This window comes from Kribbella sp. NPDC048915 (assembly GCF_040649595.1).
Lineage (GTDB): Bacteria > Actinomycetota > Actinomycetes > Propionibacteriales > Kribbellaceae > Kribbella.
In genome coordinates this window covers 18983-32084 of the sequence record NZ_JBEZFT010000084.1, presented here as the reverse complement: position 1 = coordinate 32084, position 13102 = coordinate 18983, and the positions used below count along the sequence as shown (strand labels likewise).

Annotated in this window: 14 protein-coding genes; 4 read left to right on the top strand and 10 right to left on the bottom strand. The window is 70.1% G+C overall.

Annotated features, from left to right (window positions below; all coding sequences use genetic code 11):
• Positions 1–376 precede the first annotated feature (376 nt).
• A complete protein-coding gene (locus AB0B82_RS29745; RefSeq protein WP_360175810.1) occupies positions 377–1741 on the top strand; it encodes a hypothetical protein in 1365 nt (454 codons plus the stop codon).
• Here the strand turns inward: AB0B82_RS29745 and AB0B82_RS29740 are convergent.
• On the bottom strand, positions 1738–2319 hold the full coding sequence (locus AB0B82_RS29740) for a hypothetical protein (protein ID WP_360175807.1): 582 nt from the start codon (positions 2317–2319) through the stop codon (positions 1738–1740). The genes AB0B82_RS29745 and AB0B82_RS29740 overlap by 4 nt on opposite strands.
• A 196-nt stretch (positions 2320–2515) precedes the next feature.
• On the opposite strand from AB0B82_RS29740, the gene AB0B82_RS29735 reads away from it, so the two are divergent.
• From AB0B82_RS29735 to AB0B82_RS29725, 3 genes are read left to right on the top strand one after another with little or no spacing between them, the layout of a single operon-like run.
• A complete protein-coding gene (locus tag AB0B82_RS29735; RefSeq protein WP_360175804.1) occupies positions 2516–3670 on the top strand; it encodes a cystathionine gamma-synthase in 1155 nt (384 codons plus the stop codon).
• A complete protein-coding gene (locus AB0B82_RS29730; RefSeq protein ID WP_360175801.1) occupies positions 3667–5037 on the top strand; it encodes a glutamate mutase L in 1371 nt (456 codons plus the stop codon). Before AB0B82_RS29735 ends, AB0B82_RS29730 begins: the two co-directional genes overlap by 4 nt.
• A gap of 31 nt (positions 5038–5068) precedes the next feature.
• On the top strand, positions 5069–6334 hold the full coding sequence (locus AB0B82_RS29725) for an AI-2E family transporter (RefSeq protein WP_360175798.1): 1266 nt from the start codon (positions 5069–5071) through the stop codon (positions 6332–6334).
• On the opposite strand, the gene AB0B82_RS29720 is transcribed toward AB0B82_RS29725, so the two are convergent.
• The 9 genes from AB0B82_RS29720 to AB0B82_RS29680 form a co-directional block, all read right to left on the bottom strand.
• Complete coding sequence (locus AB0B82_RS29720) at positions 6331–7116, bottom strand: nucleotidyl transferase AbiEii/AbiGii toxin family protein (RefSeq protein ID WP_360175795.1); 786 nt, start codon at positions 7114–7116, stop codon at positions 6331–6333. The two genes, AB0B82_RS29725 and AB0B82_RS29720, sit on opposite strands and share 4 nt — an antisense overlap.
• Positions 7113–7457: a hypothetical protein gene (locus AB0B82_RS29715; RefSeq protein ID WP_360175792.1), complete on the bottom strand. Its 345-nt coding sequence runs from the start codon at positions 7455–7457 to the stop codon at positions 7113–7115. The genes AB0B82_RS29720 and AB0B82_RS29715 overlap by 4 nt, the downstream gene beginning before the upstream one ends.
• The gene (locus AB0B82_RS29710; RefSeq protein ID WP_360175789.1) at positions 7454–8119 is read right to left on the bottom strand and encodes a nucleotidyl transferase AbiEii/AbiGii toxin family protein; all 666 of its coding nucleotides are present in this window, start codon (positions 8117–8119) and stop codon (positions 7454–7456) included. The genes AB0B82_RS29715 and AB0B82_RS29710 overlap by 4 nt, the downstream gene beginning before the upstream one ends.
• Before the next feature lie 84 nt (positions 8120–8203).
• The gene (locus AB0B82_RS29705; protein ID WP_360175786.1) at positions 8204–9094 is read right to left on the bottom strand and encodes a hypothetical protein; all 891 of its coding nucleotides are present in this window, start codon (positions 9092–9094) and stop codon (positions 8204–8206) included.
• 8 nt (positions 9095–9102) lie between these two features.
• Complete coding sequence (locus tag AB0B82_RS29700; RefSeq protein ID WP_360175783.1) at positions 9103–9684, bottom strand: hypothetical protein; 582 nt, start codon at positions 9682–9684, stop codon at positions 9103–9105.
• Positions 9685–9747: 63 nt separating this feature from the next.
• Positions 9748–10035 carry a hypothetical protein gene (locus tag AB0B82_RS29695; protein WP_360175780.1) on the bottom strand — a complete coding sequence of 96 codons (288 nt, stop codon included), beginning with the start codon at positions 10033–10035 and terminating at the stop codon, positions 9748–9750.
• Positions 10032–10613 (bottom strand): hypothetical protein, encoded by a 582-nt coding sequence (locus AB0B82_RS29690; RefSeq protein WP_360175777.1) that lies wholly within the window; start codon positions 10611–10613, stop codon positions 10032–10034. Before AB0B82_RS29690 ends, AB0B82_RS29695 begins: the two co-directional genes overlap by 4 nt.
• Positions 10614–10766: 153 nt before the next feature.
• Positions 10767–12377, bottom strand: a complete 1611-nt coding sequence (locus AB0B82_RS29685) for an MDR family MFS transporter (RefSeq protein ID WP_360175774.1) — start codon at positions 12375–12377, stop codon at positions 10767–10769.
• Positions 12374–12901: a MarR family transcriptional regulator gene (locus AB0B82_RS29680; protein ID WP_360175771.1), complete on the bottom strand. Its 528-nt coding sequence runs from the start codon at positions 12899–12901 to the stop codon at positions 12374–12376. The genes AB0B82_RS29685 and AB0B82_RS29680 overlap by 4 nt, the downstream gene beginning before the upstream one ends.
• Between the last annotated feature and the right edge of the window lie 201 nt (positions 12902–13102).

Genomic DNA, 13102 nt, shown 5'->3' with positions numbered 1-13102 from the left:
TTGACCTTCGACAAGCCAAGAATCCCCCACCAGACAGGCACTTCCGTGCGTTACGCGCCGAACACAACCCCAACCACGTGAAATCCCGAGGCTAGGAGCGTTTTCCGCGGTCCACCGTGCAGGTGTGGTGTGTGAACCCGGTGAACAACGGCGGTCGGCGTACCCGCGGCGGCGGTCGGCACGACCGGGGTGACCGTGAGGGGTGGGCGGCCGGCCGGGTGGGTCAGCGGCCGTCTCGGGTGGGGGAGGGGCGGGTGGGGCCGTGTGGGCCGCGTTGTGGGCGGCCGGATTGCTCGCCGGTGCCGACTGATGGTTGGCCCTGCTGTTGGCGGGGAGTGGCGCCAGGTGGTGGGCTCGCGCCGTCGTAGGTGAGCCGGTGCGCGTTCAGGAGCTGATCGCCAGTGTGCGGACGCTGGCCCTCTCCGCGCTCGCCTTCGCCGCGCTGTCCCTCTCCGCGCTCGCCTTCGCCGCGCTGTCCCTCTCCGCGCTCGCCTTCGCCCGTGCCTTGGCCGTCACCCTCGCGCTGGCCCTCGCCTGCCCGCTGCTGGGGCTCCTGCACACCGGTCCGAGGCTGTTGCGCGCCTGGTTGGGGTTGCTGGGCGCCAGGCTGGGCACCTGGTTGCGGCTGCTGGGCGCCCGCCTGGGGTTGCTGGGCACCGGTCTGCGGCTGCTGTGCGCCCGTCTGCTGCTGGGAACCGGGCTGCTGCCGGCCGGTCGGCTCGGGACCGGTCGGCTCGGGCCCGGTCTGCTCGGGCCCGGTTCGCCCAGGTTCGGGCTGGGGTTGTTGTGGGTTGGGCTCGCCTGTTTGCGGGCCCGGTTGGTTGTCCGTCTGGATGACGGGGTTGTCCAGGCGGACGTTGTCGTCGAGCGGCCGACCCGGGAGCTGGTTTTGCTGGCCGGCGGTTCGCTCGGGGGTGATGGACTGGTTGAGGTCGGCGATCTGCTGTTCGATTTGCTGAACGCGGGTCTCGAGCAACTGCCGCATTTCCGCCTGCAGGCGGTTGGTTTCCTCCATCAGGGTGATCATCCGTGCCTGGTTCGCCGCGATCGACTCCTGCAGGGCGGTGATCCGCTGCGTCAGCTGGTCCGGCCCCTGCCGCGCCGCATCCCGCGACTGAATCATCCCCGCCCCGGCCTGCTGCCCAACCTGCCCAACCTGCCCAACCTGCCCGGGCCCACCCTGGAACCGCCCACCAGGCCGGAACACCTCATCCATCCGCCCGGACGCCATCGCCGCGAGATCGGAGCTGGTCAGGGTCGAGCGCCCGATGGCGAGTTGTACGTCGCGGTTCGTGTTCTTCACGTCTCGCGCTGCCAGTTGGAACGCGGCCTTGAGTGCCTTCGTGCCGCGGCGCTCGTTGCGTCCCCAGCGCGAGTACCGGCGCGCGATCCGGCGTACCGGGTTCCTGGTTTGGCTCAGCCGTGGCTGCCGGGGCGCGGGGCCGGACGCCTGGATCCGGTCGGCCGCCACGTCGCCGAGGCGTTGCGAGACGCCCTGGAAGTTGCCCGGCCGGAACTGCGCCGCGACGTGCTGGGTGGCCAGGCGCTGCAGGTCGGTCGGGGTCAGGTTGGCGCGACCGATCTGCTCCCGGACCGCTGGGTCCATGCGCTTGATGTCTCGCGCCGCCTGCGCGTACGCCGCCTTCAGGGTGCTGCGCCCGCGGGCCCGGGACCGCCATCGGGAGTAGCGCCCGCGGAGGCCGCCGCGTTCCGTGCTCGGCTCGCTCATCGGGTCTCCTAGTCGATGTACACGGCGTAGTTGACGCCGACAGCGGTCGTCAGCGGGTCCTTGTTCGGTTTCGTGCTGTACAGGTGGATCTGTGCGCCCGGCCGTAGCCAGACGGCCAGGTGCCGGCGGCCGGTCCCGGCGCCGGGCTCCCACTCGTCCGCGAACGTCGGGCTGCTCTCGTCGCCGACGTAGTCCGGCTGTCCCCAGTGCTTGGTGGCGAGCGCGAGGTGATCCGGCCAGTGCGCGTCCAGCCCGGCCTCGGCGGCCGCGATGTCGTCGGGGCCGATGTCGTACGCCGACCAGCCGCTGTCCGGGCAATCGGGGAACGTGAGGCCGTCGAACACGATCATCGTCGTGCCGCGCGGCGTGGTGAACCCCCAGGACACCATGTCGGGGCCGATCACCTCACCGGCCTGCAGCGGCCACGGCTGCCACGAGGTCTGCTGCATCACCCGCTGCACGAGCGCGCGGACGACCTCGGGGCCGGCGTCGTCGCCGTCGGGTCCCGCGATAACGGTCCAGTCCGGAATCTCGGCGAGATCCGCCATCGCAAGATCGTCCTGGTCGAGCGGCCTGTCCTGCGTTTTCATCCGGCCCCGTCGTCCCTTCCTGCCCGGTACCACGATCGCAACCCTGAGTGAGAACCTTCTGTCTGCAACCGTAGGGCTGCGGCGGGTCATTCGCCCAACCGGTACGACGTACGGTTCAGCCGCTTGGATCCACCAAGATCCGCCGATCCCCGGACGGGCTGCCGGGCCGCAGCAGACCAGGCCGTACGCTGGTCCGGTGAACACGGAACACCACTACGGCTTCGAGACACTCGCCATCCACGCCGGGAACGAGCCTGACCCGACCACCGGCGCGGTGGTACCGCCGATCTACGCCACCAGCACGTACAAGCAGGACGGCGTCGGCGGACTGCGCAACGGGTACGAGTACTCCCGCTCGGCGAACCCGACCCGGACGGCGCTGGAGGAGTGTCTGGCCGCGATCGAGGCCGGCACCCGCGGTTTCGCGTTCGCGAGCGGTCTGGCGGCCGAGGACACGCTGATCCGGTCGGTGTGCGCGCCGGGTGACCACGTGGTGTTCCCGGACGACGCGTACGGCGGTACGTTCCGGCTGTTCTCCCGCGTGCTGAGCAACTGGGGTGTCGAGATGACGCCCGCCGCGGTCACCCACCCGGAGGCGATCCGGGCCGCGATCCAGCCGGGGAAGACCAAGGTGGTCTGGCTGGAGACGCCGACCAACCCGCTGCTGAACGTCGCGGACATCGCGATCGTCGCGCAGCTCGCCCACGACGCGGGCGCGCTGCTGGTCGTCGACAACACGTTCGCCTCGCCGTACCTGCAGCAGCCGCTGGAGCTCGGTGCGGACGTGGTCGTGCACTCGACGACGAAGTACATGGGCGGGCACTCCGACGTGGTCGGCGGCGCGCTGATCGTGCGGGACGCCGAGCTGGCCGACAAGATCGCCTTCCACCAGAACGCGATCGGTGCGGTCGCCGGCCCGTTCGACGCGTGGCTGGTGCTGCGCGGCATCAAGACCCTGGGCGTCCGGATGGACCGGCACAGCGACAACGCCGAGCGGATCGTCGAGTTCCTGCAGCGGCACCGGTCGGTCACCGAGGTGCTGTACCCGGGGATCGACGGGAACGCGGGGCACGAGACCGCGGCCAAGCAGATGAAGCGGTTCGGCGGCATCGTCAGCTTCCGGGTCGCGGGCGGCGAGGCGCAGGCGCTGGAGATCTGCAACAAGGCCGAGGTCTTCACGCTCGGTGAGTCGCTCGGCGGTGTCGAGTCGCTGATCGAGCACCCGGGCAAGATGACCCACGCCTCGGTCGCGGGCACCCCGCTGGAAGTTCCGGCCGATCTGATCCGGTTGAGCGTCGGGATCGAGACTGTGGACGACCTGCTGCTCGACCTCGACCGCGCGATGGCGTGAGCCTGGTCGTGGCGGTCGACTTCGGGTCGACCTTCACCAAGGCGGTCGCGGTGGACTCCGGCTCGGGCGACCTGGTCGCCCGAGCCGAGCACCGGACGACGATCGACACCGACGTCATGGACGGCTGGCACGCGTGCCGTACGGCGCTGGAGGCCGCCGATCGTGGTGTCCGGAACGCCGAGGTGCTGGCGTGCTCGAGCGCCGGCGGCGGTCTGCGGATCGGTGTCGTGGGCAACGAAGAGCTCGTCACCGCGGAGGCCGGCAAACGTGTCGCGCTGTCCAGCGGCGGGCGCGTCGTGTCGGTCGTCAGCGGCGGCCTGAACGCAACCGGTCTGAAGGCGCTGCGCAAGGACCGCCCGGACGTCGTGCTGCTGCTCGGCGGCACCGACGGCGGCAACTCGGCGGTCCTGCTCAAGGCCGCCGAGACCCTCGCCAAATATCGCTGGCGGAAACCGGTCGTTGTCGCAGGCAACATCGAGGCGCAGCAGGAAATCACGGAAACTCTGGCCGTGGCGGATGTGCCGCATGTGCTGGCGGAAAACGTTGTACCCGAGATCGGCGTGTTCGCGCCGAACAGCGCCCGCGCCGCGATCCGGGAGATGTTCCTCGAGCACGTGATCGGTGGCAAGAACCTGTCCCGCGACCCGTCCTTCGCCGCGATGGTCCGGGCGGCCACGCCGGATGTCGTACTGCGTGGTGTCGAGGTGCTCGCCACGCTACACGGGGACGTGGCGGTCGTGGACATCGGCGGCGCCACCACCGACGTGCACTCGGTGATCGAGCTCGACCCCGAGGACGCGAACCTCGGCCGCGAGGTCGTCGCGACCCATCCCGTCACCCGCACGGTCGAGGGCGACCTCGGCATGCGGTGGAGCGCCGTACCGGTCGTCACCGCGGGCGTGGCGGCCGGCCTCGTCACGGCCGTCGACGAGTTGCAGGCAGCGGCCGAACGCCGGCGCGCGGATCCGTCGTACCTCCCGGGCAGCGATCGCGAGGCGTCGTACGACGAGGCGCTGGCGAGTATCGCGGCGACGGTCGCACTGCGCCGGCATGCGGGACGGCAACGGATCGTGTTCGGTCCGGGCGGTCGCGTGATCGAGCGGTCCGGAAAGGACCTGCGCGAAGTCGACCTGCTGGTCGGATCCGGGGGAGTACTGCGGCACAACCCGCCGGAGGTCGCGGCGCGGATTCTCGGCTCAATCGGGACCAACGCGCAGGCGGAGGGCTGGCTGGTGCCGGAGCGCGCCGAGGTCTGTGTGGACGCCGACTACGTGCTCGCGGCGGTCGGCCTGCTCGCTGACGACGACGCCAAGACAGCCGAAGGCTTGGCCGCCCAAATTCATGGATCGGGCCGCGCCGGGCACTAGGCTCGTCAGCACGAGTTTCGCGGAGGTGGGAATGAGCCAGCAGGGGCGGGACGAGGACCCGGTACGGGACGTGGATTCGGTGCCGGACGACCCGAGCCCGGTCGCGGACAACGACGTCGTCCACACCACCGGCGCGCCCGCCGAGCCGAGCCCGTCCGCGTCGGCCGAAGAGCCGTCGACCAAGCGTGTGGATCACGGCGTCACGCCCGGGATGGAGATCGCCAGCGCCTGGGCGTGGCGGTTCCTGGTGATTGTCGCGGCCGTCGGCGTGATCGGCTACGGCATGCGGTACCTGTCCGAGGTCGTCGTACCGGTGACCGTCGGCGTACTGCTGACCGCACTCCTGGTTCCGGTCACCAGCGGCCTGCAGAAGCTGCGCCTCCCGCGCGGTCCGGCGGCCGGCATCACCGTACTGGCCACGATCGTCGTGGTCGCCGGCTTGCTCACCCTGGTCGGTACGCAGATCGCCGGTCAGTTCGAGGACCTGTCCAACCAGGTCGGCGAAGGTGTGCAGCGGCTGCGTGACATGGCCCGGATCAACTTCGGCCTGACCGACGAGGACATCACCAACCTGTTCAAGCAGGTACGCGAGCAGATCACGTCCGGCGGGGCGCTCGGCCAGCAGGCGGCAGCGGTCGGTACGACCGCGACGCATGTGGTGGCCGGGTTGTTCATCTCACTGTTCTGCCTGTTCTTCTTCCTGTATCAGGGCGAACAGATCTGGTCCTGGCTGGTCCGGCTGTTCCCGCGCCGGGCGCGCGACAAGGCCGACTCGTCCGGCCGGAAGGCGTGGGTGTCGCTGACGGCATTCGTCCGCGCGACCGTGATCGTCGCGCTGGTCGACGCGATCGGGATCTCGCTCGGCGCCGCAATCCTCGGCCTGCCGCTGGTGAGCGCGATCGGCATCCTGGTGTTCGTCGGTGCGTTCGTCCCGGTGGTCGGCGCGTTGATCAGCGGCGTGGTCGCGGTCCTCGTCGCGTTGGTTGCCAAGGGCCCCATCATCGCGATCATCATGCTCGCGGTCGTGATCGGCGTACAGCAGCTCGAGGCGCATGTCCTGCAGCCGTTCCTGCTCGGGCGGGCGGTCAGCGTTCACCCGCTGGCGATCATCCTCGCGATCGCCACCGGCGTCGTCATCGCGGGCATCGTCGGCGCCTTGGTTGCCGTCCCTACCGCGGCGGTCCTGAACGCCATCGTCAACCACCTGGCCGGCAACGACGTCGATCCCGAACCGCCCAGACGTCCACTGCCGCGACGCCGTACCCAACCGCTCAGCGACGACCCCGAACCCCGCTAGCTTCCGCGCTCGCCCCGCGACCGATCCTGGCTCAGCCCGTGCCCGGACCGCCCGGCGGTCTCGCTCGAGCCGGCTGCCTGCACCTGTCCTGGCATCGCCTGACCGGAGTTCAGCAGTCCGACCGAGCGGTCGATGTCCGGGTTGGCCTCGCGGGTGCGGATCTGGTTCGCCCAGGCGCCCATGCGTTCCTTGAGCCCCGCCGTCTGCTCCGCGTCCAGGCCGTACTTGGCGTACTCCGCGTCCGGGATCCGCTGCGCGTTGTCGAGCAGTTCGGCGAACATCGGCCGATCGATCGGCGAGGCCTCCCGGGCATCGGCGAGCTGCAGCAGATGGTCGGTGGAGTAACCGGCGCGCATCGCGGCGTCGACGTCGACGAAGTCCTTCGCCTCACCGCGGGTGTAGATCGATCCGACTTTGGAACCGACCGCGTCCTCGACCGAGATGACCGGACCGACCTCGGACTCGACCGGTGGCTTGCTGCGGAAGTCCTTGCCGAAGTCGATCTGCGCCTTCTCCGCGCCGCGCGCGACCTCGATCCGGGAATGGTGCTCGCTCTGGCGGATGGTCTCCGTGCTGTACCCCTGCTCCGCGAACGCCGCCCGGACGTCGGTGAGTGTCTCGCCGACGTCGGTGTTCATCTGGTTGGTGAACAGGTCGATGTCGTCGGACGGGCGGCTGCCGATGCCGTGCTGGGTGAGCGCGTTGCCGCCCGCGAGCGCGAAGCCCTTGTCGCGCAACGCGTCCAGTGCGATCCGGGTGGCGCGTTCGTGTTCCGGCTTCATCCGCGGCGGCCCGCGGCCAGCTCCGGGAACCGCTGGTTCCACAGCTCGGCGCAGCGGCGAGGCAGCCGCAGCCGTGGCCACAGTGCGACCAGGACGTCCCGGTTCAGGTACTGCGTCAGGTCGGCCTCGGTCGACGCCTCGCTGATCACCTTGTTGTACAGGCCGATCGCCTCGTCGAGACTCGCCAGGTCGTACCTGGAGTTCGGTGACCAGTCGAGCCGCGTCGGGAGCTCGACGACGCCCGCGGTCGGTCCCTGGAGCAGGTCCAGCGACGCCGGCACCACGTACGGGATCATCGACGCGTAGGTGTCACCGGGTTGCGCCTCGTGCTTGTCGCTCATGGGGTCATCGTGTCAGACGACCCGTTCACGCCGCGGTCGTCGAGCCGGTCGGCCCAGTCGGTCGCGGTACGCCGGATGCGGGCGATCTGGTCGGGCGTCGCGCCGTACCGGGCAAAGCCGCTGTCGGGGAGACGAGCACCGGCGCGGAGCTGGATCGCGAACATCTGCCGATCCAGCGGGTGCGCCTCGCGGTGGTCGGCGAACTCGAGCAGGTCGTCCTGGCCGTACCGCCCGCTGTCCAGAACGAACTGCACGTCGATGAAGTCGCGCGGCTCCAGCCGGGAGTAGACGGCGCCGACCTTGCTGCCGATGGCGTCCGGTTCGGCGAGGACCGGGCCGAGCTCGGTCTGCACCGGCGGGCACCGGCGGTGGTCGACGCCGAGATCGACCTTCGCCTGCGACTCGACGACGAGCCGGGCGAACACCGGCGCACGGCGGACCACTTCGGTGCCGAGGCCGGCGGATCGGTAGGTGTCGACGAGGGTGGTGACGGCTTCGGCGAACCGGTCCGGGTCGAGGGTGTCGGTGAACAGGTCGATGTCGTCGGACTCGCGGTCACCGAAGCCGTGGGCCTGCAGGGCGTAGCCGCCGGCCAGAGCGAAACCGTACGGCGCCAGCGCCTGCAGGCCGAGTGCAGCCATACGGGTCTGCAACGGGTTCATGCCGCACAGTCTGCCGGAACTGCAAACGCCGCCGACCCCACCGGGCCGACGGCGTCGCACTGTCCAGTCGTACTGTCCAGTCGCTCAGCGCTGTAGATCCGGCCGCTCCGGCTTCTTCAGGCTCGTCGTCCCAGCCTGCTCACCCGACTGCTGCCCCGTCACAGCCTGCGGCTGCGCCGGCGCCGACCCCGCAGGCGCAACCCCACTGAGCGCCGCCCGCATCGCCGGGTCAGTGCTCTGGGTCTGCGCGTCGACCTGCGCCTGGAGCTTCTGGACGACCTGCTGGGCAGCGGCCAGGCGCTCCTCCAGCGTCGGGCCGGCCATCACGCGGCCGTACTGCTGGCTCAGCTCGGTGAGGTCCTTGGTCGTGGTGCCCTGCGGCATGTCGCGGTCGAACCGCATCGCGGCCACGGTCGCCCGGGCACCCTCGGCCGCGATCGACACGCGAGTCTTCTGGGTCTGGAACCAGCGGGAGGCCGCGTCGCGGACGTTGCGCCCGGTTTCTGCGACCTGGCCCGCGAACGCCACCCCGCGGTCACGCTGCTGCCCGGCCCACTGGCCGACGGCCTGGGCCTGCTGGCCGGCCCACTCGCGACCCGCCTGGACCTGCCGACCGGCCCATTCCTGACCGGCCTGGGCCACGCCGGCGACGTTCTGCGCGAACTCGGTGCCCCGGTCGCGTTGGGTCTGCAGGAACTGCCCGGCCTGGGACTGCAGCTGCTGCGCCTTCTCGCTCAGCCGCTCGCGGGTCTGGACGTAGAGCGCCTGGACCCGTCCGGTCACACTCTGGATCTTTTCGTGCAGGCGGTCCTTGAGCGGAACCTTCTGGGCCTGCTGGATCAGGCGGTCGAAGGCGTCCTGCTGCAACTGCGTAAGGGTCGCCAGGTTCTCCCACTGCTGTGGCGTGAAAGTGCCGAGGCGATCCAGCGCGTCGGCCCAGTTGGCCTGGCGCGGTGTTTCGGTGGGCTGAGACATCGGACCTCCTAGTCGATGTAGACCGCGTAGGTGACGCCCACCGCTTCGGTCAGCGGATCCCGCGTCGGCTTGCTGCTGAACAGGTGGAACTGCGCGCCCGGACGGACCCACGCCGCCAGGTGGCGCTTGTCGGCGCCCGCACCGGGCCGCCACTCGTCGAGGAAGTCGGGGCGGCTGTCGTCACCGACGTAGTCCGGCTCACCGAGGTACTTGCTCGCCAGGGCGAGCATCTGCGGCCAGGCCTGGTCGAGACCGGCCTCGGCGGCGGGGATGTCGTCGGGCGTGATCTGGTACGCCGACCAGCCGCTGTTGCGCGCGTCGGCGAACGCGAGACCGGGGAAGACCACGATGGTGCTGCCGCGCTTGGTGGTGAATCCCCACGAAGCGAGCACCGGATCGATCGTCTCGCCGGCGGCGAGCGGCCACGGGATCCAGTCGGTGACCGCGGTGACGCGGCGCACGATCGCCTTGACCACCTCGGGACCGGTCTCGTCGGTGTCAGGTCCGGCGATCGGCCGCCAGTCGGCGATCTCGGCGAGATCGGCGATGGCCGCCTCGTCTTCGTCGAGGGGCCTGTCCTGAGTCTTCATCTGCAGGCTTGTTCCTTCCGTTGGTGCTCAAGCCGTCGCGGCAACCGTACGGCGCGGCGAGGGTCAGCGGGTGGGGCCGTTGCGGTCGGGGCGGGTGCGGTCCGTGGGGCCTGATTGCGGGCGCGCGGCGGGGGCGGCGGACGGGCGTGACTGACCGGGGGCGACGGGTGGGAGCGTGGCGGCCTGGACCGATCTGGTGAGGTCGGCCGGCCGGACCATCGCGCCCACCTCGTGTGCGGTCTGCGTGAGCGCCTGGTCCGACACGATCGGCCGCCGCTGCGGTTCGCCGCTGTTCGCCGCCCGGTCGCGCAGGGCGGTCCGCGCTCTTCGGACGTCGTCCCGTTCGGTCATGAGCCCTCCTCGTTGAGGTACACCACGTAGTTGATCCCGACCGACGTCGTCTTCTCCGTCGGCTTGTTGCTGTACAGGTGGATCTCGGCGCCGGGCGGCGTCCAGACCGCCAGGTGGCGGCGGTCGAGGCCGGCGCCGGGCGACCAGTCGTCGACGAAGCCGGTCTTGCTCTCGATTCCGACGTACGACGGCTGTCCCCAGTGCCGGCAGGCGAGGTCGAATTTCGCCGGCCAGTGCTCGTCGAGCCCGGCGGCCGCGGCGTCGACGTCGTCGGGCTCGAGCGCGAACGCCACCCAGCCGCTGAACGGGCTGTGCGGCAGCACCTGGTCGTCGTACACCGCGAGTTCGGTGTCGCGGCGGGTCAGGAAACCCCAGCCGTCGAGCTGCGGGTCGATCACCGTCCGGCGGGAGATCGGCCACGGCTTCCAGTTCGTCGCGGACTTCACCCGGCGGATCAGGCGGCGGACCGGGACCGGTCCGGTCCCGCCCGGGCCGGCCAGGCGGCGCCAGTCGCGGACCTCGGCGAGGTCGGCCATCGCGCGGTCGTCGTCGTCCAGCGGCCGGTCAAGTGTCTTCATCCGTGCGGCAGTCCCGTCCTTGCGGTTCTCGTTGAAAGTAGCTCCCCCGAGGGGCAGCGCCGGGCCACGAACAGCCGACAGCCGCCCTGGGAAGCTTCCCAGGGCGGCTGTCGGGTAGGTCAACCGAAGTTCGGTATCGGTTCGGTCAAGCGGTCAGTGCATCGCCGCCGCGGCCGAGGACTCCAGCGAGTCGTCGCTCGCGTTCTGCTGACCGTCCTCGCGGCCGGCCAGCTTCTGCTCGGGCGTGATGATCGCGAGCACCAGGGCGATCGCCAGGAACGGCAGCGAGACCAGGAACACGTCGTCCATCGCGTCGACCAGACCGTGCAGCGCCCAGCCCTTCATCGGCTCCTGGAGCAGGTGCAGCGCCTGGACGCTGTTGGCCGCCTCGGCCAGCCGGTCGACCATGCTCTGCGCGGCTTGCGGCACCAGGTCGGTCAGGTGCACCTTCAGCCGGCTGGTCAGGACGGCGCCGTAGACCGCCGTACCGATCGCGCCACCCATCGAGCGGAAGAACGTCATGGTCGAGGTCGCGGACCCCATGTGCACCCGCGGCACGCTGTTCTGCGCGGCCGTGACGGTGATCTGCATCGACAGACCCAGACCGGCGCCCATCACGAACATGTAGATCGCGAGCTGCCAGTACGGCGTGCTCAGGGCCAGCGTGGACAGCAGCACCATCGCGCCGCCGACCATCACCGCGGAGATGATCGGGTAGATCTTGTACCGGCCGGTCCGGCTCATCAGCTGGCCGCTCGGGATGGAGGCGGAGAAGATACCGACGATCATCGGCAGCAGCGCCAGGCCGGAACGGGTCGGCGACAGGTCCTTGACCGCCTGCAGGTACAGCGGCAGGAAGATCAGCGCACCGAACATCGCGAAGCCGAGCAGGAACGCGAATCCGGCGTACCCGGAGAAGATCCGGCCCTTGAACAGGTCCATCGGGATGATCGGCTCGGCGACCCGCAGCTCGATGACCACGAACGCGACAGCCAGCACGACGGCGCCGATCAGCAGCGCCAGCGTGGTGCCGGTGCCCCAGCCGTTGGTCGGGCCGCTCCAGGAGACGGCCAGCAGCAGGGCGGTGACGGCGGCGGACACGGTCGCGGCGCCCAGGTAGTCGATCTTGTGCGAGCGGCGGACGTGCGGCAGCTTGAGCACGGCGCCGACGATGCCGAGAGCAACGATGCCGATCGGCAGGTTGATCCAGAAGATCCAGCGCCAGCCCGGGCCGTCGGTGAGCAGACCGCCGAGCAGCGGACCGGCCACCGAGGACAGGCCGAAGACGGCGCCGAAGTACCCCATGTACTTACCGCGCTCGCGCGGCGGGATCACGTCGCCGATGGTGGCGAACGCGAGCGACATCAGACCGCCGGCGCCCAGACCCTGGACGGCGCGGAAGCCGATCAGCATCTCGATGTTCTGCGACAGCGCGGCCAGCACCGAGCCGGCCAGGAAGGTGACGATCGCGGCGATGAACAGCGGGCGGCGGCCGTAGAGGTCGGAGATCTTGCCCCACAGCGGGGTGGAGGCGGTCGAGGTCAGCAGGTACGCCGTGACCACCCAGGACAGCTTGTCGAGGCTGTTGAACTCGCTCACGATCTGCGGCAGCGCCGTGCCCACGATGCTCTGGTCCAGAGCGGCGAGGAACATGCCGGCCATCAGTCCGCCGAGGACGACCAGGATCTGTTTGTGCGACAGGTAGTTGGGACCACCGTCGGTTGGTGCAGCGCCGCCGGCGGTGGCGGGCTCTGTGGTGCTCATCTGGTGCTCTCCAGGTTGTTGTCGGTGTTCTCGCGGGCGGCGGTGCCGGTATCAGCACGCGGGCCGTCGGCCGCGGAGTCTGGGGTGCGGGCGGCGACGCCGTCCGCGAAGCGGGTCATCAGCCGCTCGAAGGTCTTGATGTCCTCCTCGGACCAGCCCTCCATCGCGGCGCTGAGCAGCTCCATCCGGTGCCGGGCGCTCGCTTCCCACTGCTCGACGCCCAGCTCGGTCAGCTCGACGCGGAACGCGCGGCCGTCAGCGGGGTCGGGGGAGCGGCGGACCATGCCGAGCTGCTCCAGGGCCCGGATGTGCCGGCTGGTGGTGGAGGCGTCCAGCTCCAGGCGCGCGGCCAGGTCGGACAGCCGCAGCGCGCCGTTGCAGCGCAGCACGAACAGCACCACGTGGGCGCTGTGATCGAGCTTGTCGCCCGGCTGCTTGGCCTTCAGCCGGCGCCCGATCCGGGTGAACGCATGCATCACACCCTCGACCGGGGTCTGGGGAGCATACGCGTTATTTACTTGCATGCTGCAAGCATATACATACGTGTGTGATGCAAGCAAAAGAGTTTCCATTGTCATCGTGTGAGCTGCCACTCATTAACTGACAGTCATCGGGTGATCACGATCGGCTGTATGGCGCGCCTGTGCCGCGACGCGTACAGAGACGTGTACAGAGATGCGACGGCGCAGACCCGCGTTTCGTGACGCGGCGCCGACTGGTCCTGA